This window comes from Streptacidiphilus sp. MAP12-16 (assembly GCF_041262165.1).
In the GTDB taxonomy this organism is placed as follows: Bacteria; Actinomycetota; Actinomycetes; order Streptomycetales; family Streptomycetaceae; genus Streptacidiphilus.
The window spans coordinates 94,352-119,944 of record NZ_JBGCBY010000029.1 but is presented as its reverse complement, the minus strand read 5'-3'; the positions used below and the strand labels follow the sequence as shown (position 1 = coordinate 119,944).

General features: G+C 71.7%; 16 protein-coding genes. 13 read left to right on the top strand and 3 right to left on the bottom strand.

Features of this window, described 5'->3' with window-relative positions:
* Positions 1-162 precede the first annotated feature (162 nt).
* Positions 163-933, top strand: coding sequence for an SDR family NAD(P)-dependent oxidoreductase (locus ABIA33_RS30625; RefSeq protein WP_370085933.1), 771 nt, complete (start codon positions 163-165; stop codon positions 931-933).
* On the opposite strand, the gene ABIA33_RS30620 is transcribed toward ABIA33_RS30625, so the two are convergent.
* Complete coding sequence (locus tag ABIA33_RS30620) at positions 920-1,615, bottom strand: TetR family transcriptional regulator (RefSeq protein ID WP_370085932.1); 696 nt, start codon at positions 1,613-1,615, stop codon at positions 920-922. The two genes, ABIA33_RS30625 and ABIA33_RS30620, sit on opposite strands and share 14 nt — an antisense overlap.
* Before the next feature lie 196 nt (positions 1,616-1,811).
* Here ABIA33_RS30620 and ABIA33_RS30615 point away from each other — a divergent pair, with 196 nt between their 5' ends.
* The 12 genes from ABIA33_RS30615 (at position 1,812) to ABIA33_RS30560 (ending at position 20,918) form a co-directional block, all read left to right on the top strand.
* A complete protein-coding gene (locus ABIA33_RS30615; RefSeq protein ID WP_370085931.1) occupies positions 1,812-3,149 on the top strand; it encodes a helix-turn-helix domain-containing protein in 1,338 nt (445 codons plus the stop codon).
* Between the two features lie 77 nt (positions 3,150-3,226).
* On the top strand, positions 3,227-3,754 hold the full coding sequence (locus ABIA33_RS30610) for a cobalamin B12-binding domain-containing protein (RefSeq protein WP_370085930.1): 528 nt from the start codon (positions 3,227-3,229) through the stop codon (positions 3,752-3,754).
* A complete protein-coding gene (locus tag ABIA33_RS30605) occupies positions 3,751-5,040 on the top strand; it encodes a methylaspartate mutase (protein WP_370085929.1) in 1,290 nt (429 codons plus the stop codon). The genes ABIA33_RS30610 and ABIA33_RS30605 overlap by 4 nt, the downstream gene beginning before the upstream one ends.
* A 144-nt stretch (positions 5,041-5,184) precedes the next feature.
* Entirely contained in the window at positions 5,185-6,201 is a 1,017-nt protein-coding gene (locus ABIA33_RS30600; protein WP_370085928.1) for an asparagine synthetase A, read from the top strand.
* Between the two features lie 56 nt (positions 6,202-6,257).
* Positions 6,258-7,592, top strand: coding sequence for a glutamate synthase-related protein (locus tag ABIA33_RS30595; protein WP_370085939.1), 1,335 nt, complete (start codon positions 6,258-6,260; stop codon positions 7,590-7,592).
* Positions 7,585-8,829, top strand: coding sequence for an MFS transporter (locus tag ABIA33_RS30590; RefSeq protein ID WP_370085927.1), 1,245 nt, complete (start codon positions 7,585-7,587; stop codon positions 8,827-8,829). The genes ABIA33_RS30595 and ABIA33_RS30590 overlap by 8 nt, the downstream gene beginning before the upstream one ends.
* The gene (locus ABIA33_RS30585) at positions 8,822-10,276 is read left to right on the top strand and encodes an amidase family protein (protein ID WP_370085926.1); all 1,455 of its coding nucleotides are present in this window, start codon (positions 8,822-8,824) and stop codon (positions 10,274-10,276) included. Before ABIA33_RS30590 ends, ABIA33_RS30585 begins: the two co-directional genes overlap by 8 nt.
* Positions 10,277-10,355: 79 nt before the next feature.
* Positions 10,356-10,559, top strand: coding sequence for an MbtH family protein (locus ABIA33_RS30580; protein WP_370085925.1), 204 nt, complete (start codon positions 10,356-10,358; stop codon positions 10,557-10,559).
* Between the two features lie 20 nt (positions 10,560-10,579).
* Positions 10,580-15,178: an amino acid adenylation domain-containing protein gene (locus ABIA33_RS30575; RefSeq protein ID WP_370085924.1), complete on the top strand. Its 4,599-nt coding sequence runs from the start codon at positions 10,580-10,582 to the stop codon at positions 15,176-15,178.
* Positions 15,175-19,146, top strand: coding sequence for an amino acid adenylation domain-containing protein (locus tag ABIA33_RS30570; RefSeq protein WP_370085923.1), 3,972 nt, complete (start codon positions 15,175-15,177; stop codon positions 19,144-19,146). Before ABIA33_RS30575 ends, ABIA33_RS30570 begins: the two co-directional genes overlap by 4 nt.
* Complete coding sequence (locus tag ABIA33_RS30565; protein ID WP_370085922.1) at positions 19,143-19,586, top strand: nuclear transport factor 2 family protein; 444 nt, start codon at positions 19,143-19,145, stop codon at positions 19,584-19,586. The genes ABIA33_RS30570 and ABIA33_RS30565 overlap by 4 nt, the downstream gene beginning before the upstream one ends.
* A 273-nt stretch (positions 19,587-19,859) precedes the next feature.
* Positions 19,860-20,918 carry a branched-chain amino acid aminotransferase gene (locus ABIA33_RS30560; protein ID WP_370085921.1) on the top strand — a complete coding sequence of 353 codons (1,059 nt, stop codon included), beginning with the start codon at positions 19,860-19,862 and terminating at the stop codon, positions 20,916-20,918.
* A 68-nt stretch (positions 20,919-20,986) separates the two neighbouring features.
* Here the strand turns inward: ABIA33_RS30560 and ABIA33_RS30555 are convergent, their stop codons facing one another.
* Together ABIA33_RS30555 and ABIA33_RS30550 are read right to left on the bottom strand one after the other, a co-directional pair.
* Entirely contained in the window at positions 20,987-22,555 is a 1,569-nt protein-coding gene (locus tag ABIA33_RS30555; RefSeq protein WP_370085938.1) for a beta-N-acetylhexosaminidase, read from the bottom strand.
* A gap of 2 nt (positions 22,556-22,557) precedes the next feature.
* The gene (locus tag ABIA33_RS30550; RefSeq protein WP_370085920.1) at positions 22,558-25,431 is read right to left on the bottom strand and encodes a beta-mannosidase; all 2,874 of its coding nucleotides are present in this window, start codon (positions 25,429-25,431) and stop codon (positions 22,558-22,560) included.
* Positions 25,432-25,593 lie beyond the last annotated feature (162 nt).

The window sequence follows — 25,593 nt, the reverse complement described above, 5'->3', positions numbered from 1 at the left end:
CTGGGCGGGGCGGAGGAGGGAGCCATTGCGGAGCACTGGCGACTGACGACAACCCGGTCAGGCGAGAGCCATCGGCCCGCGACGCCGCCCCCCATGTGCCGGTCGGTCTTGGTGGCGGGTGAGCTCTTCACATGGTCTGCGATCGCTGCTTTTCTGGTGTCCATGACATCCAGGGAAGGCATGTTGGACGGGAAGGTCGCGCTGATCACCGGCGCGAGCAGTGGCATAGGAGCGGCCGCGGCACGGGTCTTCGCCGCCGAGGGTGCGGTGGTGGTCCTCCTGGCCCGCCGCGAGCGCCAGTTGAAGGAACTGGAGGCCGAGCTGTTGGCAGCCGGCCACCGGGCCACGGCCGTGGTCGCCGACGTGACCCGGCCGGAGGAGGTCGGCCGCGCGGTGGACGCCGCGGTACGGATCCACGGCCGGCTCGACGCCGCGTTCAACAACGCCGGGTACGGTGTCGAGCGCACGCCGCTCCACCTGATGGACGACGCGGTCTTCGACGCCATCATGGACGTCAATGTGCGGGGCGTGTGGAACTGCCTGCGCAAGGAGATCCCGGCCATGCTCGCCTCCGGCGGCGGCACGATCGTCAACACGAGCAGCGTCGGCGGCCTGGTGGCGACTCCGGTGGCCGCCCCCTACGTCACGGCCAAGCACGCGGTGATCGGTCTCACCAAGGCGGCGGCCGCCGAGTACGGGACGCAGGGCATCCGGGTCAACGCGATCGCTCCCGGCACCACCCGCACCGAGTTGGTGGAGGCCTGGTTCGAGGCCAATCCCGGTATCGAGGAGCAGTTGCACACCGCCTCGATCCAGCCGCGCACCGCGCTGCCTGAGGAGGTCGCCCGGGCGGCGGCCTGGCTCTGCAGCGAGCAGTCGTCCTTCGTCACGGGCGCGGTGGTGCCCGTGGACGGGGGTTTCACCGCTCTGTGACGTCGACGGGCGGCCGGGGCAGTGACTCGTCCCGACCGCCCGACTCGTCCCGACCGCCCGACTCGTCCCGACCGCCCGACCCGTCGCGACCGCCCGACCCGTCCCGACCGCCGGTCGCGGCCAGCGCCAGCAGCGGCCACAACTCCTCGATCCGGGCCGGTACTTCGGAGTCGAGCTGGAGCGTGGGCAGCGCCTGCATTCCGAGTACCGTGGTGAGCAGCAGTTGTGCCACCGTGGCCGGGGCGTGGGTGGGCAGGATGGTCTGCGCGGACTGAGCCTCGGCGGTCAGTTGGACCATCCGCCGGGGAATCGCCCCGAGCGGCCGGCGACTGTGCTCGTCCGGCGGAAGTTCGGCCGTCAGGCGCAGGGCCGCCCTGATCCGGACGTCCGCGCGCAGCTGGTTGGTCAGGCCGATGGTGAGCAGTTCCAGGGTCGCCAGCGGAGGCAGACAGGACTGCTCCGCGCCGGCCAGCAGTGCCCCCCAGGCCCGGTCGGCGTGCAGCAGCAGCGCCCGGGCCAGCTCCTCCTTGGAGCGGAAGTGCCCATAGAGGGCCCCCTTGGACATGCCGGTGCGTGCCACCACCGTTTCGAGCCTGGTCTGGGCGAACCCGTGCGCCGCGAACTCCGCCGCCGCCGCGTCCAGTACCTGCTCGCGCGTCCGCCGCGCCCGTTCCTGCTTCATAGTCCGCTCCTTGGATCCTCTCGCCGCCCATTCAACATACCTTGCGGTCTGTTTTATGGCACCACCGGGTCGCCGAAGCGGTCGAAAATCCCAAGTGATGGCCCAAATGTTCGATCTGAGGCCTTGAAACAAACCTTCGTCGCGGTATTGTTATGACCATCTCACCACACCCTCCCTACCGAGGAGACCCGTGGCCATGCCCGTCATGCCCGTTACCGCAGGCCGATTCGGCAGCCTGCTTCGTGAGTTCCGGCTACGATCCGGCCTCACCCAGCAGGAGTTGGCAGACCTGTCAGCACTGAGCGTCCGAGCCCTCCGTGATCTGGAGGCCGGCCGCGTGCACCACCCGCGCCGGGAGACGGTCCGGCTGCTGTCCTCCGCGCTGCGCCTCGAAGGCGACCGCAGTGCCGCCTTTGAGCAGGCATGGGCGCCTACCGGAGGTGAATCGGCAGGGGAGTCGGATGCCGTCCGGCCGTGGTCGCTGCCAAGGCCTCCGACGCCCTCGACGGCCTCTGCCGCTCCCGCTGCCTCGGCTGCCCGCACCGGGACGTCCCTGGGCCGGGAACGCGAACTGGCCGCGCTGGTCGACCTGCTGCTCTCGGCGGGCCCGGGCCAGCTCACGGTCAGCGGCCTGCCCGGCGTCGGCAAGACCCGACTGGTCGCCGACGCGGCCGACCGGCTGCGCACCGGCCATGGCTGGGAGGTGAGTTGGGCCACCCCGGAGGCACTTCGGGCCGGTGGACCGCCCGAGCCGATCCCCGTGTCGTCCTGCGGCGGCTCACTGCTGGTGGTCGACGGTTGCGACGACCTCGCCCCGGACTCCTGGGGTGCGACCCTCGCCGGACTGAGACTGCGTCACCCCCACCGCCGGGTCGTGGCCACCGGCCGCGCCCCGGTCGGGCTCCCGGGTGAGCGGGTGATGCCGCTGGCGCCGCTGCCGGTCCGGCTCGCGGTCCCGAACGGGGACCCGGGCGGGCTGCTGGACCAGCCCGCCGTCCGGTTGTTCCTCTCCCATGTACGGCGGTCCCAGCCGGGCTTCCAACCCTCGGCCGCAGACGCGCCGCTGCTGGCCGAACTGTGCCATCTGCTGGACGGACTGCCCCTGGCGCTGGAGTGCGCCGCCGACTGGTGCCTGATCCTCCCGCTGCGGCAGTTGGCGGAGTGGGCCCGTGCCGATCCGCTGGCGGTGGCCGACCCGCCGCTGCCGGTGGACGAGAGACGGACGCTGGCCGCCGCTCTGCGTGCGGCAGCGGACGCGCTGCCGCAGGGGCGCAGGGCCCTGCTGCACCAGTTGGCCGGACAGGACCGGGAGTGGACTCTGGCGGCCGTGGGCCGCGCGGTCGGCGGAAGTCCGGCCCGTTGCGCCCAGGACCTGCACGCGCTGGTCCAGTGCGGCCTGCTGCAGGTCTGGCCACCCCAGGACGCGCACGGCTTCAGGGTGCCGCGGCTGGTCGCCCACGCACTGGCGGAAGTTCCAGCAACCGCCGGTGGTCTGCCGGTGCAACTGCCTGATCAGGGAGAAAGCTGCGCCTAGCGTCGGAGCAGCCGGGCAGCAGGGTGCCCGGCCGGTTGGGAAGACAGCCGACAGATCGTCAAACCCGGGGACGAAACATGGAGCTGGCACATGTCACCGCAACACCGTCGACCACAGGTCTCAGCGTCGTGGTCACCAGTGTCGCGTCCGACTCGCACACCTGGAACCTGATCTTCCTTCAGCTGCTGCTGGAGGAGCTCGGGCACCGGGTGACCAACCTGGGCGCTTGCGTGCCCGACCAGTTGATGGTCGAGCGCTGCCGCGAGATGCGCCCGGACCTGATCGTGATCAGCAGTGTCAACGGTCATGGGGCCACCGACGGCGGGCGCGTCGTGGGCCGTCTGCGTGAATGCCCCGAGCTGAGGACCACCCCGATCGTCATCGGCGGCAAACTCGGCATCGCCGGGGCGGGCAACCAGCGGCTGCTGGGCCGCCTGCGCGAGGCGGGATTCGACGCGGTCTTCGACGACAGCGCGGGGCTCGGCTCCTTCCACACCTTCGTCGGTGCCCTGAGCGAGGTCACCGGCCCGACCCCGGGTGCCGCCCTGCGGCCGGCCGCCGTCCGGTCCGCGGGTGCCGCCCGGGTAGTGGAGGCCGTCGCATGACCGGCTTCGGCGCGTTCGTCCGGGCCGCCGCGGCGGCCGGCGACCTGGTGGTGCAGCCGCGGATGGGCATGAGCGACCCGCGGCTGATGCGGGAGGGACTGCTCGCGACCCGGCGGGCCGCCGCGACCACCGTCGGCACGCTCACCCTGGACAGCTACACCCGGGTGGGCGACCACGAAGCCGTCCACCGAGCCCTGGAGCAGGGCGCCGACCTCAACGGGTACCCGCTGGTCCACCACGGCCCCGACACCACCCGGGCGGTCCTGGACGGGATCGCCGGGCCGAGCTTCCCGGTACAGGTGCGCCACGGCTCGGCGCACCCCGAGGCCATCTTCCGGACCATGGCGGCCACCGGCCTCAGCGCCACCGAGGGCGGCCCGATCTCCTACTGCCTCCCCTACAGCCGTAGTCCGCTGCGGGACTCGGTGGCCAGTTGGAGGCGCTGCTGCGAGGGCTTCGCCAGGCTGCGCGAGACCGGGATGGAGCCGCATCTGGAGACCTTCGGCGGCTGCATGATGGGGCAGTTGTGCCCGCCCTCGCTGCTTGTGGCGCTGAGCGTGCTCGAGGCCCTGTTCTTCCGCAGCCTGGGGCTGCGCAGTGTCTCGCTCAGCTACGCCCAGCAGACCAACCGGGAACAGGACGAGGAGGCCCTGGCCGCGCTGGCGGCGCTGGCCGCCGACCTGCTCCCGGACCTGGACTGGCACCTCGTCGTCTACACCTACATGGGCGTCTATCCCCGCAGCGAGCACGGCGCGCTGCTGCTGCTGGGGGAGGCCGCCCGGCTCGCGGCCCGCACCGGCGCGGCCCGACTGATCGTCAAGACCGCGGCGGAGGCGCATCGGATCCCCACCGTCGCCGAGAACGTCACCGCACTGGAGCTGGCGGCGAAGGCCGCCGTCGACGAGCGGGGCCGGTCCGCCGGCTATCCGGACACCGGGCTGCTGGCCGAGGCACGGGCGATCGTCGAGGCCGTGCTGGACCTGGACCAGGGGGACCTCGGCCTGGCGCTGGTGACCGCGTTCGAGCGGGGCTACCTGGACGTCCCGTTCTGCCTGCACCCCGACAACGCGGGCCGGTCCCGGAGCCTGATCGGCGCCGACGGGCGGCTGCTGTGGTCGGACATCGGCGCCCTGCCGATCGGCGGCCTCGCCGAGGTCTCCCGCTCCGAGCGGATGAGCTCGACCGCGCTGCTCTCCTCGCTCTCCTTCGTCGCGCGAGGTTTCGACGAGGCGGCCGTCGAGGCCGTACCGCGGCGCCCGGTGGCGGCCGCCGGCCGGCACGGCTGAACGGGCACCCGCGCGACCCGCCTACCGCACGACCCCGTGTACCGCACGCCCCTGTGTACCGCACCACCCGCGTACCGCGCGACCCCGTGTACCGCACCACCCGCGTACCGCACCGTCCGTCCTTCCGAACAGGAGCTGAACACCATGACCCTGACCGTTCCCGAGGCAGGTCCCCGCGAGGGCCAACTGCCCCCCGCCGACCCCCGGCAGCACCTGACGTCGCCAGTCACCCGGGCTGCGCTGCGGATCCAGCAGGGTCTGCTCGCCGCCGCCCGCGAGCACCTCACCGGAGCCGGGTTCGCCGAGATGCTGCCGCCGATCATCGGTCCGGTCACCGATCCGGGCGCGCGCGGCGCCAAGCAGGTGGACGTCGACTTCTACGGTCACCGCTACAAGATGATGACCAGCGCCATCCTCTACAAGCAGGCCTCGCTGCTGGCATTCGACAAGATCTTCTGCATTGCCCCCAACATCCGCCTGGAGCCGTTGGAGACCACCTCCACCAGCCGTCACCTGGTCGAGTTCCACCAGATCGACGTCGAGGTTGCCGGGGCGACCCGGGAGCAGATCACCGCCGTCGTCGAGGGCCTGGTCAAGCACATGGTGCGCCGGGTCGTCGAGCGGCTGCCGGAAGACTTCGCCCTGTTGGGCCGGGACACCGACGCCTTCGCGGCGCTGCTCGGTGAGTCCTTCCAGCGGCGCACACACGCCGAGGCCGTGGGTGAGCTGCACAAGCTCGGACACCCGCAGAGCCCGGACGCGGAAATCGACTGGGAGGGCGAGGCGCTGATCTCCCGTCAGTCCCCGCGCCCGTTCTTCATCGTGGACTACCCCAAGGGCTCGCGCGGCTTCTACGACCGGGAGAGCCAGGTCGTGCCCGGAGTGCTGCGCAACTTCGACCTGATCGCCCCGGAGGGCTACGGCGAGCTGTGCAGCGGCAGCGAGCGCGAGTCCGACTACGCGCGGATCGTCTCCCGGATCCGGGAGACCGGGGAGAACCCCGCCAAGTACGGCTGGTACCTGCAGTTGGTCCGCGAGGGCATCCCCGCGAGCGCCGGCTTCGGCATCGGCGTGGAGCGGCTCACCCGCTTCGTGACCGGACTGGACAACGCCTGGCAGGCCAACGCCTTCCCGAAGCTCCCCGGCGTGGTGTCGCCGTGAGCGCGGCGGGGCCGAACGCCCCTGGTCCGAGCACGCCAGGTCTGAGCACCCCTGGTCTGAGCACCCCAGGTCTGAGCACGCCCGGCCTGCCCGAGCAGGCGATCCGGGAGCGGGCCCGGCTGGGCGCCGCCGCCGCCTTCCCGCCGGACGGGGCCTACGGGCAGACGCTGTTCGGCGCCGAGCCCGGCGCCGGGACCGGCGACCCGCTGGACGCCTTCCGGCTGGCGCAGCCGGTGTTCATGCCGCTGCGCCTGGAGAAGCTGATCGAGCTGGGCCGCGAGCCGCTGCACACGGACGTGGACCTGTCGGCGAACGTGGGCGGGTTCTCCTCGCCGCTCCCGCTCTACCTCTCCGCCTTCGGCTCGACCCGCGCGGCCGGCACCGAGCAGGTGCTGGGCGCGAGCCGCCAGGCCGGACGCCTGGGCATACCCATGGTGATCGGTGAGAACGTCGTGCCGATCACCGGCTACGGCCGCGCCGGGGAGCAGACCCAGCGCTCGGTGCTGGCCCGGATCCAGTCCTACACCGGCGAACTGCCGGACGGGATGGGCGGTCTGGCGGTGCAGCAGAGTACCGAGGACGCCGACGCCGAGGTGTGGAACCTGGTGTACAGCGACCCCGGTGCGCGGCCGCTGTTGGAGAGCGGACGGCTGGCCTTCGAGCTGAAGGTCGGTCAGGGCGCGAAGCCCGGTCTGGGCGGCATGACCGTGCTGGACCGGGCCGCCGCCGCGCGGGTGGACGAGCAGTTCGCCATCGAGGAGGTGTTCGGCCCGGACGCCGACCGGGTCCTGCGCTGCGGCAGCGCAGGCACGGTCACCGAGGAGATCCTGCGCCAGCAGGTCCGGCTGATGCGCAACAACTACCCGCGGGCCAAGGTGTGGGTGAAGCTGCACCCGGGCCGGGACATCGCCCAGGCCGCCGCGGTGGCCTGGGAGGCCGGCGCGGACGCGGTGACCGTGGACGGCGCGGAGGGCGGCACCGGTTGGGCGCCGACCATCGCGATCCAGCGCGTCGGGCTGCCGCTCGGTGAGTGCCTGCTGCGGATCGGCCGGTCCGGCGGCCGGCCGCTGGCGTCCGGCCGGATCTGGGAGGGGGGCCGGGCCGCCGTCTGCCTCGCCCTGGGGGCCTCGGCGGTCGGTCTCGGCCGGGCGGCCCTGGTCGCCGCGGACGAGGACCCGGAGCGGGGACTGACCAGGCTGGTCGAGTGCCTGGCCCTGGAGCTGCGGATGCTGACCAGCGCGCTCGGCAAGTACGCCGTCTCCGCGCTCGCACCCGAGGACCTGTGGGCTCCCGGCACGGCCGGCCCGCCGAGTACGTCGGGAGCGCACGGACTGTCCGCACCCGGGTCCGCGCGTGCGCGGCAGAGAGAAGGAGCGCTGAGTCATGACTGATCTGCAGACGCACGTACCGGCCCCGAAGGCGCGCAGCGCCTCCTCCCCGTTCGGTCTCAACTACCTCGGCTTCACCGGCGCGATGGGCCTGGCCTCACTCGGCGACGCCTCCTGGTACATCGCGCTCACCTGGACCCTCTCCCGCAGCGTCAGCCCGGCCGTGGCGGGAGCGCTGCTGGCGCTCGCCTCGCTGCCGCGCATGGTCGCCCTGCTCGGCGGAGGTGTACTGGCCGACCGCAAGGGTCCGCGCCGGGTGATGGTGGTGACCGACCTGCTGCGCTGCGGGGTGATGCTGACGGCGGCCGCACTGATCGCTCTCAGCGGACCCTCGGTGCCGTTGCTGTTCGCCGCCGCGGCACTGGTGGCACTGCTCAGCGCCTTCTTCATTCCGGCCTCGGGCGCGGTCAAGCCGCTGCTGCTGGAGGACCGGGACCTGGTCCGCGGCAACGCCATGTTCGTGCTCGGCCTGCGCGGCGGGCAGGCGGCCGGCGGCCCGATCGGCGCCTGGCTGATCGGTGTGGGCGGGGTGGCCCTGATCGCGGTGGTGAACGCCTTCGGCTACCTGTTCTCGGCCGCCGCCTCCTGGCGCGTGCGCTATCTCCGGGAGCCGGCACCTGCGCCCGAACGGCCGCGCTTCTGGCCGCAGTTGGCGGATGGCCTGCGCTATCTGCGCGGCGAGCGGGGCATCCTGACGGCCGTTCTGCTGATCACCCTGACCGAGCTGGCCTGCGCACCGCCGGTGAACCTGGGTCTGGTGCTGCTCTCCAGGCGGATGGACACCGGTGCCGGAGGGGCCGGCCTGCTGCTCACCGCCTACACGGTGGGTGCGGTGGCCAGTTCGGTCCTGGCGATGTCGCTGCCGCCGCTGCGGCGCGGCGGGCTCGCCCTGATCGTGGACACCGCGCTGGCGGGGGTGTGTCTGCTCGGTACCGGCCTGGCCCACTCGCTCTGGATCACCCTGGGGCTTTACGCGGTGCTGGGCATGGTCACCGGGCAGTCCGGCGTCATCCTGGTGTCCCTCACGCAGCGGTTGACCGCCAGTGCCGTCCGTGGCCGGGTGATGGCGGTACTGTCGCTGGTCATCTACGCCTCCGCGCCACTGGCCAACCTGCTCTACGGCCTACTGGTCGGCTTCCTGGGCTTTGCGGCGACGATGGCGGTCTTCTCCTCGCTGGCCTTCGCAGCCACCGCGATCGTCGTACTGACGCCCCGGCTCCGGAGCGTCCGCCTTGACTGACGACATCTTCTGGGGCGACGACACCCCGACCGCACCGCGGCCGGCCGGATTCCCGCCGCTGCGCGAGCTGGGCCGGCGGCTGCGGGACGGACGGGTGAGCAGCGCGGAGCTGACCCGGCGCTGCCTGGGCCGGATCGCCGAGGCTGACGCCCTGGTGGGTGCGGTACTGGTGGTGGACGGCAGCGCGCCGGCGCAGGCGGCGGCGGCCGACCGCCGGCTCGCGGCCGGCACCGGGCGCGGGCCGCTGGACGGCATTCCGGTGCTGGTCAAGGACAGTATCGACACGGCCGGGCTGGCCAGCACCGCGGGTTCGCGGCTGCTCGCCGACGTGCCGCCGCGCACGGACGCGGAGATCGTGCAGCGGCTGCGGGCGGCCGGTGCGGTGGTGCTGGGCAAGACCAACCTCACCGAGTGGTCCAGTTTCCGCTCCACCCGGGCGTCCGAGGGCTGGTCAGCCGTCGGCGGCCAGACCTGCAACCCGCACCGGCCGGACCACAGTCCGGGCGGATCCTCCTCGGGTTCGGCAGCTGCCGTGGCGGCGGGGATGGCACCGCTGGCGCTGGGCACCGAGACCGACGGCTCCGTCGTCGGGCCGGCCGGGGCGTGCGGTGTCGCCGGGCTGAAGCCGCCGCCGGGGCTGCTGCCCCGGCGCGGCGTCGTACCGATCAGCGAGACCGAGGACTGCGTCGGACTGCTGGCCCCTCGGCTGGAGGACGCCGTGCTCGCGCTGGCCGCCCTCGGCGGCCCGCCGGCCCCCGAACCCCGTCCACCGCGGACGCTGCGGCTGGGACTGTGGCGGGTGACCGGTATGCCGCGTGCGGTGAACGCCGCGCTGGACGCGGCCGCCGAGGCGCTGCGGCACCGCGGCGCGGTCGTCGTCCCGGTCGAACTCGTGCTGGAGCGTGACCTGCTGGCCGACGGGCTGCGAGCGATGTACGCGGAGTTCCGGCCCAGCGTGGAGCGCTATCTGCGGACCCGTGCGGGCGTCCCGCAGACCCTGCCGGACCTGATCGCCGCCAACCTGGCCGACCCGGTCGAGCTCTCGCTCTTCGGGCAGGACCTCTTCGAGACCGCGCTGCGGGTCAGCGAGGACGACCGGGCGCACGCGGTCGGATACCGGGGGCGGGCCGTCGAACGCGCGACGGCGCTGCTGGACGGAGTGCTGCGGCGGCACGGCCTGGACGCGGTGCTCGCCGCGACCAACGAGCCCGCCTGGCTGGTGGACCACCAGCTCGGCGACCCCTTCTCGCCCGGCAGCTCCACCGCGCCCTCGCTGGCCCGCCGCCCCAACCTCACCCTGCCCCTCGGAACGGCGGAAGGCCTGCCGATCGGCCTGTCCGTCTTCGGACCGGACGACCTGACCCCGCTGCTCGGCGCCGCGCTCGGGATCGAGAACGCGCTGCGGCAAACTGCCGGTCTTCTGCCCGAATTTCTGCCGATCGGCTGAGTCGGCTATTTCTATGCTTTTCTCGAAAGCATTCCATGGTTTCCTTCGGCTCGCGCCGAATTTCTTTGAGGAGAATCCGGTGGCAAATCCGTTCGACGACGAGGACGGCACGTTCCTGGTCCTGGTGAACAGCGAGGACCAGCACTCGCTGTGGCCGGCCCGCTTCGACCTCCCGGCCGGCTGGACCCAGGTCTTCGGCCCCGGCGGCCGACCCGCCGCGCTCGCGTACATCGAGGACGCCTGGACCGACATCCGCCCCGCAAGCCTCGCCGCAGGCGTCTGAGCGAAGGACGAGGCCCGGCGATGACCCCCCTGTCGTTCGCGCAGACCCGGCTCTGGTTCCTCCAGCAGGTGGAGGGACCGGCTGCGACCTACAACGTTCCGCTGGCGCTCCACCTGCACGGGCCGCTGGACGCCGAGGCCCTGCGCGCCGCAGTCACCGACCTGGTCGGCCGGCACGAGGTGCTGCGCACGCTCTTCCCCGAGCGGGACGGGCAGCCCTGGCAGCACGTCCTGGATGCTGCCGAGGCCCGGCCGCCGTGGACCCGGACGCTGTGCGCACCCGAGCTGCTGGAGGTGGAGCTGGCCCGCGTCGGCGGCCAGGGCTTCGACCTCGCGATGGAACTCCCGCTGCGGGCCCGGTTGTTCGTCCTCGGCCCGGAGCAGCACGTGCTGCTGCTGGTGATCCACCACATCGCCACCGACGGCTGGTCGCTCGGTCCGCTGCTGCGCGACCTGGCCGCCGCGTACGCGGAGCGGGCTCAGGGCCGCCCACCGGCCTGGGAGCCGCTGCCGGTGCAGTACCGCGACTACGCGCTGTGGCAGCACGAGCTCCTCGGTGCGACCGGACAGCCCGGCAGCCTGATCACCGAGCAGCTCGGCTACTGGTGCGAGGCCCTCGACGGGCTGCCTGCGGAGCTGCCCGTACCCAGCGGGCGGCCGCGACCGGGCACGGCGTCGGGCCGGGGCGCGGTGCTCCGCGCCGAACTCGATCCGGAGCTGCACCGGGACCTGCTGGCCTGTGCCAGGGAGCACGACGCCACCCTGTTCATGGTGCTGCAGGCGGCCTTCGCGGCGGTGCTGGCCAGGCTGGGAGCCGGCGACGACATCCCCCTGGGCATGCCGGTCGCAGGACGCACCGACGAGGCGTTGGAGGACCTGGTCGGCTTCTTCGTCAACACCCTGGTGCTGCGCGCGGACGTCTCCGGCGACCCGACCTTCAGTGAGCTGCTGGCCCGGGTCAGGACGGCCGACCTGGGTGCCTTCGCGCACCAGGACCTGCCGTTCGAGCGGTTGGTCGAGGAGCTCAACCCGGTCCGCTCGCTGGCCCGGCACCCGCTCTTCCAGACCATGCTGCTGCTGCAGAGCCACGCCGGGGTGACAGCCGACTTCCCCGGCCTCCGGGCAAGGGCCGAGGTGGTCGAACTGGAAGTGGCGAAGTTCGATCTGACCGTGGAACTCGCCGAGACCAGGGACGCCGGCGGCGACCCGTCCGGAATCACACTGCTGCTCAAGTACGCCACCGACCTCTTCGACCGGGAATTCATGGAACTGCTCGCCGAGGGGTTCACCCGGATTCTGCGGGTCGCGGCGAAGGACCCGGGAATTCGGCCGAGCCGGATCGAAGCACCGACCATTGACACGGCAATTGCGAGAAGGGGCTCCCACGCCATGGACCGAACGGACGACATTCCTCTCTCCTACGCGCAGCGGCGGCTGTGGTTCCTGAACAAGATGGAAGGGCCCAACAGCACCTACAACGTCGCGCACACCATCAGGCTGCGCGGTCCGGTGGACGTGACGGCCCTGCGCACAGCCGTCGCCGACGTGGTGATCCGCCACGAGGCCCTGCGCACGGTCTTCCACGAGATCGACGGAGAGCCCTACCAGTGCGTCGTCGGCGCGGAGGACGCCAGGCTCGACATTCCGGAGTTCCGGGTCACCCCCGAGCAGTTGGCCCTGGAGCTGGACACGGCGGCCCGTCGGGCCTTCGACCTGGGCGCCGAACTGCCGATCAGGGCGGACCTGTTCACGGTCGGCCCGGAGGAGCACGTACTGCTGCTGGTGATGCACCACATCGCCAGCGACGGCTGGTCGCTCGGACCGGTGATGCGCGACCTGGCCGCCGCCTACCAGGCCCGCAGCTCCGGCTCCGCGCCGGTCTGGGAGCCGCTGCCGGTCCAGTACGTCGACTACACGCTGTGGCAGCAGGAGGTGCTGGGTTCGGCGGACGACCCCGACAGCCTCCTGTCCCAGCAACTCGCCTTCTGGCGCGAGGCGTTGACCGGACTGCCGGAGGAGCTGAGCCTGCCGCTGGACCGGCCGCGCTCGGCCGAGGCCAGCCGCACCGGTGAGATCAGCATGCTGACCTTCGACAAGGCGCTGCACCGGCGACTGCTGGACTTCGCCCGGGAGAACAACGTCACCTTGTTCATGGTGCTGCAGGCAGCCGTCGCGGGCCTGCTGACCCGGCTCGGCGCGGGCACGGACATACCCTTCGGCACCCCGAGCGCGGGCCGCAGCGACGAGGCGCTGGACGAACTGGTCGGCTTCTTCGTCAACACCCTGGTGCTGCGCACCGATGTCTCAGCCGACCCCACCTTCCGCGAGCTGGTCGCCCGGGTCAGGGCGGCCGACCTGGAGGCCTATGCCAACGCCGACGTGCCGTTCGAGCGGCTGGTCGAGGAGCTCAACCCGGTCCGCTCGCTGGCCCGGCACCCGCTGTTCCAGGTCATGCTGGTAGTGCAGAACAACGCCGAGGCCAAGCTGCAGATCCCCGGCATCGACGTGGAGATCGAGCCGGTGGTCACCGGCTCGGCCAAGTTCGATCTGACCTTGGGCTTCACCGAGACCTTCGACGCCGACCGTGAGCCGGCCGGGATCCTCAGCGTGGTCGAGTACGCGACTGACCTGTTCGACCGATCCTCGGTGGAGTCGCTCGCCGCCCGCCTGGAACGGCTGCTGGGACGTCAGCTCGCCGAGCCGGACGTGCCGGTGGGCCGGCTGGAGGTGCTCTCCCGCGCGGAGCGGCAGGCCCTGCTGGTGGACTGGAACGACACCGCGACGGAGTTCCCGGCCGACCGCTGCGTGCACGAGCTCGTCGAGGAGCAGGCCGCGGCCCACCCGGACGCCATCGCGCTGGTCTTCGGCGCGGAGCGGCTCTCCTACGCCGAACTCGACGCCAGGGCCGACCAGCTGGCCCGGCACCTGGTGGCCCGGGGCGTCTCGCGCGGCGAGATCGTCGGCGTCTACCTGGAGCGGGGCGTGGAGCTCACGGTCGCTGTGCTCGCCGTGCTCAAGGCGGGTGCCGCGTACACGATGCTGGATCCGGAGTTCCCGGTCGACCGGATCACCGCGGTGCTCGGCCATACCGGTGCCCGCTTCGCCGTCACCCGCGCGTCCCTGGCAGGCCGGATCGGCGGCGGGACCGGCGGGACCGGCCTCACCGAGATCGTCCTCGACGAGCCGGCCGTGGCCGAGGCGGTGGCCGCGCAGCCGGTCGGGCCGTTGGGCCGGACCGCGCGCCCCGGCGACGCCGCCTGCGTGATGTTCACCTCCGGCTCGACCGGCGTCCCCAAGGGCGTGGTCTCCCCGCACCGGGCGGTGGTCGGCACTCTGGTCGGCCAGGGCTTCGTGGACTTCAAGGCCCCGCACGTCTGGCTGCAGTGCGCCCCGGTCTCCTGGGACGCTTTCGCGCTGGAGCTCTTCGGCCCGCTGCTGTCCGGCGGCGTCTGCGTGCTGCAGCCCGGACAGCGTCCCGAACCATCGGTCATTGCCCGGTTGGTGACGGAGCATCAGGTGGACACCCTGCATGTCTCGGCAAGCCTGCTCAACTTCCTGCTGGACGAGTACCCGCAAGCGTTCAGCGGCCTGAAGCAGGTGATGACCGGCGGCGAGGCCGCCTCGGTCGGCCATGTGATGCGACTGCTGCGCGACTTCCCGCAGCTCAAGCTGGTCAACGGTTACTCGCCGGCCGAGAGCATGATCTTCACGGTGGCTCACGAGATCACCACCGCCGACGGAGACGGCGGACCCATCCCGGTCGGCCGGGCGTTGCGGAACAAGCGCCTCTACGTGCTGGACGAGTCGCTGTCCCTGGTCGCGCCCGGCGTCGCCGGAGAGCTGTACATGTCCGGGGTCGGCCTGGCCCACGGCTACGCCGGACAGCCGGGAATGACTGCCTCCCGCTTCGTCGCCTGCCCCTTCGGCGCCGCGGGCGAGCGCATGTACCGCACCGGCGACCTGGTGCGCTGGCGCACCGACGGCGTGCTGGAGTTCCTCGGCCGGGCCGACGACCAGGTGAAGATCCGCGGCTTCCGGGTGGAGCCGGTGGAGATCCAGACGCTGCTGGCCACCCACCCCGAGGTCGGCCAGGCCACCGTGCTGGCCCGTGAGGACGTCCCCGGGGACAAGCGCCTGGTGGCGTACGTCGTGCCCGACGGGGCGACCACCCCCGACCCGCGCGAGCTGCGCGCGTTCGTGGCCGAGCGGCTGCCCGAGTACATGGTCCCCTCCGCCGTCGTGGTGCTGGACTCGCTCCCGCTGACACCCACCGGCAAGCTGGACCGGCGCGCGCTGCCGGTCCCGCAGTACAGCGTCACCGCCCACGGCCGGGCCCCGCGCGACGAGCGCGAGGAGAAGCTCTGCGCCCTGTTCGCCGAGATCCTGGGCCTGACCGGCGGCGTCGGCATCGACGACAGCTTCTTCGACCTGGGCGGCCACTCGTTGCTGGTCACCCGCCTGATCAGCCGGGTCCGCTCGGTGCTGGGCGCCGAAATCACCATCAAGTGCGTGTTCGAGGCCCCGACCGTGGCCGGCCTGGTCGGACAGCTCACCACCGCACCCAAGGCCCGCCCCGCGCTGCGTGCCCGGGTCCGTAGTGCCGGCGGCGGCGTCTCATGATCCCGCTCTCCTACGCCCAGGCCCGGTTGTGGTTCTTCGAGCAGATGGAGGACGGGGCCAACACCTACAACCTGCCCTATGCGCTCCGCCTCCGCGGAGCCCTCGACCAGGCGGCGCTGCGGACGGCCCTCGACGACGTCCTGTCCCGGCACGAGGCGCTGCGCACCGTCTACCAGGAGGTCGACGGCGAGCCCTGGCAGCAGGTGCTTCCGGTCGAACAGGCCACGGCGCCCTGGGAGGTGACGACCTGCACCGAGGCGGAACTGCGCCCCGCGCTGGAGGACGCCTGCCGGGCCGGCTTCCGGCTCGCCGAGGAACTCCCGATCCGGGCCCGGCTGTTCGTCCTCGGTCCGGAGGAGCACGTACTACTGCTGGTGATGCACCACATCGCCAGCGACGGCTGGTCGCTGGGACCGCTGGTACGGGACCTGGCCGCCGCGTACGAGGCGCGCTGCCGGGAATCCGCGCCGGGGTGGGAGCCGCTGACCGTGCAGTACTCCGACTACACCCTGTGGCAGCAGGAGCTGCTCGGCGCGGCGGACGACCCGGAGAGCCTGCTGAGCCGTCAACTGGCTTACTGGCGGCAGGCACTGGCCGGACTCCCGGAGGAGATCCGGCTGCCCGCCGACCGGCCCCGCCCGGCCGTCCGCGGCCACCGGTGCGCGGCGGTCGCGGTGCACGCGGACCCGGCTCTGCACGAGACGCTGCTGTCCTTCGCCAGGCAACGGCAGGTGACCGTGTTCATGGTGGTGCAGGCGGCCCTGGCCGCCCTGCTGACCCGCCTCGGCGCGGGCGACGACATCCCCATCGGCTCGGTCACCGCCGGACGCACCGACGAGGCGTTGGAGGACCTGGTCGGTTTCTTCGTCAACACGCTGGTGCTGCGCACGGACACGTCCGGCGACCCGAGCTTCCGGGAGCTGGTGGACCGGGTCAGGGAGGCCGACCTCAGCGTCTTCGCGCACCAGGACCTGCCCTTCGAGCGGCTGGTGGAGGAGCTCAACCCGCCCCGTGCGATGGGCCGCCACCCACTGATCCAGATCATGCTGCTGGCCCAGCAGACCGACGCCGACGGCTCGGCCGCAGGCGCCTCGCCCTGGTCCGGACTCGCGGCGGAGCCGGTGGGGGTCGGTACCGACTCGGCCAAGTTCGACCTCACCATCGCGGTGGAGGAGCTCTACCGGGCCGGTTCGCCGGACGGCCTCCGCCTGGTCATCGACCTCGCCACGGACCTCTTCGAACCGGAGACCGGCACCCTGCTGGGCGAGCGGCTGATCCGCCTGCTCGGCGCCGCGCTGGCCGACCCGGGGCTGCCGATCGGGGAGTTGGCGCTGCTCACCGACGAAGAACACGCCGCCGCACTGGCCGTGGCCCGCGGTCCGGTGTCGGCGGTGCCGCCGGGTGTCCTGGTGCACGAGCGGATCGCCGCCCATGCCCGCTCCGCACCGGAACGCATCGCGGTCGAGTACCGGGACACCCGTATCACCTACGCCGAACTGGATGGCAGGGCCGATCGACTGGCCGGGCTGCTGGCGGACGCCGGGGTACGCAGGGGAGCGTTGGTCGGCGTCTGTCTGGGCCGAGGCATCGACATGATCGTCTCCCTGCTGGCCGTGCTCAAGGCCGGAGCGGCGTACCTGCCGCTGGACGCCTCGTATCCGCAGGAGCGGCTGGAGTTCATGCTGCGGGACGCGGAGACGGCGGCCGTGGTCACCACCTCCGCGCTGGGGCAGGGGCTTCCGGTCGGCTCGATCCCGGTGCTCAGGATCGACCGGCTGGACCTGCTCGCCGCGGAACCCGCGTCCGGAGCGAGCGAACGCCCGCCGACCGGGCTGGTCGGCTCGGACGCCGCCTACGCGATCTACACCTCAGGATCGACCGGCCGCCCCAAGGGCGTGGTGGTGGAGCACCGGCAGCTCAGCGACCTGTGCGCGTGGCTGCAGCGGGCCTACGGCGTCACCTCGGCCGACCGGGGGGGCCAGGTCGCCACCCCGGGCTTCGACGCCTCCGTCATCGAGATCTGGCCGGTCCTCTCGGCCGGCGGCACCCTCTGCGTGGTCGAGCAGGACATGCTGGACGACGCCGAGGCACTGCCCGACTGGATCGAGAGGACCGGGCTCACCGTCTGCTTCCTGCCGACACCCCGGCTGGAGGTCATGATCGACCGGCTGGCGGCCCGGCCGGGCGCGCTTCGCTTCGTCTACACCGGCGGTGACGTGATGCACCGCTGGCTCCCCCGGGGCACCCCGATCCGCATCGTCAACGCCTACGGCCCCACCGAGTTCACCGTCGCCGCCACCGCCTTCGACCTGGTGCCGGAACCCACCGGCGGGGGTGAGCTGCCACCCATCGGCCTGCCGGTCGACAACGCCCGCAGCTATGTCCTCGACGATCGGCTGGCCCCGGCGCCGGACGGCTGCGAGGGCGAGCTCTATCTCGCCGGGCAGGGCGTGGCAAGAGGCTATCTGCGCCGGCCGGGGTTGACCGCGTCCCGCTTCACCGCCGACCCGTACGGGCCGCCAGGGAGCCGGATGTACCGCACCGGAGACGTGGTGCGTCGCGCCGCGGACGGCACGCTCGCCTTCGTCGGGCGCGCGGACCAGCAACTCAAGCTGCGCGGACTGCGGATCGAAGCAGGCGAGGTGGAGGCGGTGCTGACCCGCCACCCCTGCGTGGAGGAGGCGGTGGTCGACATCCGCTCCGGGCAACTGGTCGGCTACCTGGTCCCGACCGGGGGCGCCCTGCCCGACCCGGACGAACTGGCCCGCCACGCGGTCCGCTGGCTGCCGACGCACATGGTGCCCACGTCCTGGGTGAGGCTCGAAGCGCTGCCGCTGACCGCCAACGGCAAACTCGACCGCCGCGGGCTGCCCGCCCCGGCCGAGGCCGAGCGACGGCCCTCCCGGCCACCGCGCACCGAACGGGAGCGGCTCCTCTGCGGGATCTTCGCCGAACTGCTGGGCCTGGCCGGTGAACCCGGTTCCCCAGACGGTGTGGGTGCCGAGGACAGCTTCTTCGTACTCGGCGGGCACTCACTGCTGGCGACCAGGCTGGTCAGCCGCATCCGTTCGGCCTTCGGCGTGCGGCTCAGCCTGCACTCCCTGTTCGAGGCACCCACTCCGGCCGCGCTGGCCGAACGCCTCGACCGGGGTGACGCCGGGTCAGCCGGTCTGGACGTGCTGCTGCCGCTGCGCACCGCAGGCTCGCTCGCGCCGCTGTTCTGCGTCCATCCGGCGGCCGGGATCAGCTGGGTCTACTCGGGCCTGCTCCGGGTCCTCGAACCCGAACGACCCCTCTACGGACTGCAGTCCCGTGCCCTCGCCGACCCGCAGGCCGCGCCCGCCGACATCCAGGCGATGGCCAAGGACTACCTGGAGGAGATTCGCCAGGTCCGCCCGAACGGCCCCTACCACCTGCTGGGCTGGTCCTACGGCGCCGGAGTCGCGCACGAGATGGCGACGCAGTTGGAGGCGGCAGGGGAGGAGGTCGGGCTGCTCACCATGCTCGACGGCTATCCGCCGCTGCCCGAGCAGCGCCGTCCGTGGGCCGCCGAGGACAGCGACACGCTGGCCGCACTGCTCGGTACCCTCGGCCACCAGGTCGACGAGCGCACCGCCGCGACGCTCACCCCGGCGAGGTACGCGGAACTGGCCCGCGCGGCGGACGGTCCGCTGGCCGGGCTGGACGCCGAGGTGATCGGGGCGCTGCCGCGGGGCTTCGCCGCCAACCTCGGTCTGCTGGCCGGATTCCGGCCCGGGAGCTACCGGGGGGATGTGCTCTACTTCCGCGCCGCCGCCGACAAGACCGCCGACCCGTCCTCGCCCTCGCCCTCGCAGTGGGCACCGCACGTCGAGGGGCGGATCGAGGTGCACGACCTGGACTGCGTCCACGCCGCACTCACCGGACCCGAGCCACTCGCACTGATCGCCCCCGTCCTGACCGCCCACCTTCGGAGCGCCGAAGCATGACCGCACCCACCGCCACCACACCCGCCGCCACCACGACCGCCGTCGCCACACCCAACGTCACCGGACCCGTCGTCACCGGACCCGTCGTCACCCCGACCGACCAGGTGCTGCGCTTCTACGCCTGCGTCGACTCCGGGGACGCCCTCGCCATGGCCGCCCTCTTCGCCCCGGACGCGGTCTACCTGCGTCCCGGCTACCCGGAGCGGATCGGCCCAGAGGGCCTGCTGCACTTCTACACCGTGGAACGCACCATCCGCGAGGGCGGGCACACCCTGCACCACGTGATCGCGGACGGCCCTGACGTCGCCGTCTTCGGCGATTTCCACGGCACGCTGCACAGCGGCGCGCCGGTCGACCTGAGCTTCGCCGACTACTTCGGCGTCGGCGAGCACGGCCTGTTCTCCCGCCGCGAGACCTACTTCTTCGCTCCGCTCGCATAAACCGACCGGCACATGGGGGGCGGCGTCGCGGGCAAGGGGGCACCTCCCGCCCGAAGGGTGGGGGAGGCTCTCGCCTGGCCGGGTTGTCGTCAGTCGCCAGTGCTCCGCAATGGCTCCTTCCTCCGCCCCGCCCAGACTCTCCCCCAAACTTCGTCCGGGGGTGCCCCCTCCCTCGACCCGCTCCTTCACCCACCCCCCATGTGCCGGTCGGTCTTAGGGCCCGTCCTGCCGCCCGTCCTGCCCCGCACCCACACCCCAGAGGAGATCCCCGTCATGACCACCTTCGCGGAACCCAGCCAGGTCGTGCTCAACCCCGGCCACGGCGAGTCCTTCACCGCTCACATGGTGAGCGCGGAGTGGACCGAGGAGACCGGCTGGACCAGCCTGGCGCTGATGCCGCTGGCCGACCTCACGATCCACCCCGGCATGATCGGCCTGCACTACGGACAGGTCGCCTTCGAGGGCCTCAAGGCCCACCGCCGCACCGACGGCTCGATGGGCGTCTTCCGCCCGTACGACCACGCGGCCCGCTTTCGGCGCTCCTGTGCCCGGCTGGCCATCCCGGAACTCCCCGAGGATCTGTTCGTCGGCGCGATCGAGCAACTGATCGTCGCGGACGAGGGGGCACTGTCCACCGACCCGTCGCACAGCATCTACATCCGGCCGATCATCTTTGCGACGGACACCTCGTTGATGCTGCGCCCCTCGCGAACCTACCGCTTCCTGCTGATGGCCTTCGTGGCCGGCGGCTTCTTCGGCGAGGACATCGAATCTGTCGCGGTCTGGGTCAGCCACGACTACGTCCGCGCCTTCCCCGGCGGCACCGGCGACGTCAAGATCGCCGGCAACTACGCGCCTTCCTTCCTGGCCCAGCAGGCGGCCGAGGCCGCGGGCTGCCGGCAGGCCGTCTGGTTGGACGCCCACGAGCGCCGCTACATCGAGGAGATGGGAGGCATGAACATGTTCCTGGTCCGGGGCTCGGGCCAGGACGCGGAGGTGATCACCCCGCAGCTGACCGGCACCCTGTTGCCGGGCGTCACCCGCCGCACCGTGCTCGCCCTCGCCGAACGACTGGGCCATACCGCCAAGGAGGAGCGCATCTCGCTCGACCAGTGGCGCGCGGAGTGCCTGAGCGGCAGCATCACCGAGGTCTTCGCCTGCGGCACCGCGGCGGTGGTCACCCCGGTGGGCCAGGTCCGCGACCGCGACGGCGACTGGACCATCGGCGACGGCACCCCTGGCCCGGTCACCCGTAGCCTCCGGCAGGCCCTGGTCGACCTGCACCACGGGGAACTGGCCGACCCGAACGGCTGGATGCACACCTGCGGCTGACCGCAGTGGGCCCAAAAGGGCCATGGCCGCGACGCGTTGGGGCGTCGCGGCCATGCGGCCGTCGCGGGTCAGGATCCGCTCGGCCAGGTCACCTCCGTCGAGTGGTAGTAGCTGACGCCCATGGTCTTCCAGCGCGGCCCCTGCGCGCCGAGTCGCTGGTGGAAGCCGGTGACGCTGTGCGTGCTCCATGGTGACCAGCCGAGCTCGGCGATGGCCGGCAGGCGGGGGAAGGCCATGTAGTCGATGTCGGCCGAGGTGACGATCGTCTCGGTCCACAGCGGGGCCTCGACGCCGAGCACCGAGGACTCGCCGACGCCGCTCAGGTAGGAGCCGGGATTCCAGCCGTACGCCTTGTTGACGTCGATGTAGCCGGCCCAGTTCTGCCCGAGCCTGGTCTTGCGGGTGTACTTCATGTCGAGGTACGCCAGGTTCGCCGGCGACATGACGACCTTCGTGCCGTTGGCCGCCGCGCTCGCCACCGCGGCGTCGGTCGCGGTCGTGCCCCAGTACTGGGCGACGGTGGACGGCAGCAGCGTGGTGTTGGCGATGTCGTGCCAGCCGACGACCGCCTTGCCGTGGGCGGCGACGATCTGCTGGGCGTGGCTGATGAAGGTGGCGTAGTCGGAGGCTGGGGTCGAGCTGGCCTCGTCACCGCCGATGTGGATGTAGGGGCCGGGGGTCAGCGCGGCCAGTTCGCCGATGACCTGGTCGATGAAGGTGTACGTCAGGGGCAGCGAGACGCACAGCGAGCTGAAGCCGACGTTGGTGCCGGTGTAGAGCGGCGGTGCGACCCCGTTGCAGTTGAGCTGCGCGTACGAGGCCAGCGCCGCGTTGGTGTGCCCCGGCATGTCGATCTCCGGGACGACCGTCAGGTAGCGGGACGCCGCGTAGGCGACGATCGCCGAGTAGTCGGCCTGGGTGTAGTAGCCGCCGGGGCCGCCGCCGACCTCGGTGCTGCCGCCGTGGACGGCCAGGTTCGGCCAGCTGTTGACGGCGATCCGCCAGCCCTGGTCGTCGGACAGGTGCAGATGCAGGTAGTCGATCTTGTAGAGGGCCAACTCGTCGATGTAGCGCTCCACCTGCGCCACGGTGAAGAAGTGCCGGGCCACGTCGAGCATCGCGCCGCGGTGCTCAAAGCGCGGGTAGTCGACGACCGTTCCGCCGGGCACGGTCCACGGGCCCGGGTTGACGGTGGAGCCCATCACCGCCGGAGGCAGCAGCTGGAGCAGTGTCTGCACTCCGTGGAACAGGCCGGCCGGTTGGTTGGCCTGGACCACCACGCCGGTCGCGGTCGCGGTCAGCTGGTAGCCCTCGGTTCCGACCGTGCTCGGGGCGCCGGAGAGCTCCAGTGCGATGCTGCCGGGCCGGGACGAGCCCACCGTGAGCGGCAGCGGGAATCCCGTCGAGGCGCGCAGGACGCCCGCCAGGTAGCCGCCGACATTGGCGTCGTCGGAGCTGAGGGTCGCCGTGGAGGTCAGCGCGAAGGTGCTGCCGTTCGCCGTCTCGCTGACCGGAGCGGGCACCACAGTGTTGGGGAAGGCGGCCGCCGCGGCGGCCTGGCCGGCGCCGAGGGAGGCGCCCGCGCAGACCAGACCCACTGCGGTCAGCAGCGCGAGAAGTGCGCGTCGCAGTCGCATGATCACCCCGCTACTATGTCGGTTTTGGGCACGTTCCAGCCGGAGACGCTGACCACCGGCGTGGCTCCCTGCAGGTCCGCCGAGCTGTAGGTCGCGGTGAGCGTCTCCGACTCGCCCGGCCACAGGGTGACGTCGTTGTTGCTCCAGATCGAGGACTGCAGCTCGTTGTCGCCGGCCAGCTCGGTGCCGGACGCGGTGCCCCGGCGGATGTCGGCCCGCAGGAAGAAGCCGACGGTCGGCTGGGTCGAGTTGTTGGTGACGGTGACGGTGACCAGCTTGTCGGAGCCGCCGGGGCCGGCCTGGCTGCTTGTCGTCGCGGTCGCCGTGATGCCGGCCTGCGGCAGGCTCTGCAGGGCCTTGAGGTTCGCGTACTGCGTCATCGTCCCCTGCGGGTTGCCGATGGTCTTGGTCCAGTTGGTGACGTCCGCCGTGGTGGACTGCCAGTAGACGTTGCGGTCCACCAGAGTGCCGTTCTGACGCAGCAGCAGTTCCACGAAGTAGACCGTGCCCGACGCGGTCGGCGTGGTCGGCTTCAGCACCGCGTTGGCCACCTGCTGGGAGGCGAGGGTGAGGCCGGCCGAGGTCCGGTCGTCGAGCAGGGCGCCGGCCGTGCTGTAGACCTTGGACTCGACGGTGACTCCGGACTGGCTCGCGCCGCCCAGGTTGTCGACGGTCACCGTTCCGTTGTCCAGCGCGTACAGCGCGTGCAGCGGGCGGTTCGCCTTCTGTGCGCCGAAGTAGGCACCGGCCTGGTCGCCGTCGTTGTTGTAGAGCGACCACAGCAGGGTCGGCCAGCCCTTGTTCATCTGCCAGTAGATCGTGCCGGTCGACGGCGCCGAGGCGTTGGTCGAGTGGTCGACGAAGGCCTCGAACTGGGCCCGGGTGTCCTCGTAGTTCTGGACCTGCGCCTCCTCGACGTACTGGCTCAGGCTGGACCAGGCGCCGTAGCGGTCGGTGATGGCGGTGTCCAGGTTGTAGAGCGTGCCGAAGTGGTAGCCGGTGTGCTTGGTCCCTTCGTAGTTGTTGTGGAACTGGTTGGCGCCCGGTGTCTTCCACAGGGCGGACTGGTCCGAGGCGGACAGGAACCGGTTGATCGAGTCGAGGGTCGGCACGGTGTTGCCGGAACTCTGCTCGCTGTCGAAGCCCCAGGAGCCGCCCGCGTTGGTCAGCGTCGAGTCACCACTGCTGTAGTGGCTGGTGTCGTACCAGTAGTTCGGCGGCACCCAGTCGTACGGACCCTCCTTCTCGCCCGAAGCGCCCAGCTGCGGGCTGCTGTTGTACTCGGCCGAGGAGATGAAGGGACCGGCGTAGTCGGCCGCCGCGAATCCGGCAAGGGCCAGGGACTCCTGGGTGGCGGTCGGCGCGTTGTCACTCCACTGGAAGCTGAACACGGAGGGGTGGTTGCGCAGGATCTGCCCGACGGACTGCGCCGTCAGCTGGTAGTCGGCCTGCTGCGCGCTGGTGTAACTGGTGGCCTCCCAGAAGTCGCAGCACTGGTAGCCGGCGTTGACCAGGATTCCGGCCGCGTCCATCTGCTGGTACCAGTCCGGCGGCATCAGATGGCCTTCGAGGCGAACGGTGTTGACGCCCATCGCCTTCATCAGGCCGATCTGCTTCGCGGTGTCCGAAGGGTCGTAGCGCAGGAACAGGTCCGGGTCCCAACCGCCGCCGCGGACCACCAGCGGGACGTTGTCGATTTTGAAGGCGCGGACGCCGCTGGGCGCGGCGGTGGAGGCACCGGTCAGGTAGGAGGTGACGGTGCGGATGCCGAAGGTGCCGCTGGTCGAGTCGAGCACGGTGTTGTTCTGCGACACGGAGGTGGCCAGTGTGTAGAGCGGCTGCGCGCCGAGCTGGTACGGCCACCAGATCTGCGGGCCGGCCACGGTCAGGCCCGGATAGGCCGAGGGCGCGAAGGTCACCGTCTGCGTGACACCGGCGGCCACGGTCACGTTCTGGCTGACGGTGATCGGCGTCCCGCCGCCCGGCGGGGTGACCGTGGCGGAGACGCTGCCGGTCTGGGCGCTTGAGGAGGTGTTGGCGACGTCGGTCTTCACGGTCAGCGCGGAACTGCTGAGGTTCGCCGCGGTGTTCTGCACCACGTGCGCGTTGCCGACCAGCAGCGGGCCGCCGGCCTGCAGCTGCACCGGGAACTGGATGCCGGTGTTGTTGTCCGGCGGGATCTGGCTCCAGTCCACGTTGTCGAGGGTGAGCATGGTGCTCGGATTGTTGGGGTGCATCTCGATCGCGACCGAGTTGGTTCCCTGCACCAGCAGCTTGGTGATGTCGAAGGCGTTGCGGGCGTAGTCCCCGGTGATGGTGGACGAGCTCGCCACCTGGCTGCCGTTGACCCAGACGTCCGCCGAGCCGACCACGCCGTTGAGGACCAGCTTTGCGTCCTGTCCGGCCGGCGGAGCGGTGAAGTCGGTGCGGTACCACCACGGCACGGAGAACTGCGCGATGGTGTCGGCGCCGACCTTCGTCATCTGCCCGAAGCAGCTCTTCATGTTCGTGGAGACGAAGACGTTCGGGCAGGTGCCGTTCTGCAGCAGGGCGTTGATCTCGGTTCCGGGAGCGCCGCCGCCGTCGTTGGCCACGGTGAGCCAGCCGGAGGTGGAGAAGCCGGGCGCGGATATCTGCGCGCCGGTCTGCGTCGCCGTCGCGCTGGTCACCACCTTCCAGCCGTTGCCGGCACCGAGGTTGGACACGGCGGTCGAGCCGGTCGCCGGGTCGGTGAACGACGCGGCGCGGGCCGTGGCCGCCGCGGCGCGGGCTTGAGGTTGCGCGGGGACGGCGGAGGCTCCGTTGGGAAACGTGTACAGGCCCGCGAGGCCGAGTGCGACCGCCGCGGTCGTCAAGAACCTTCTTCGATGTGCCATGTGCGCTCCTTGGATCTGGCGGGGGAGTGGAGCGGGGCAGGAGAGGGGAGGGTCTGATTAAGTAAGGAAACTAAACTATATGGAGTGTCCCGGTCAATGCTCGTGCGGCGGCAATCGGCCCCGCCTGCCGACCGAACGGGCGGCGACGCCAATTTCGTTGCT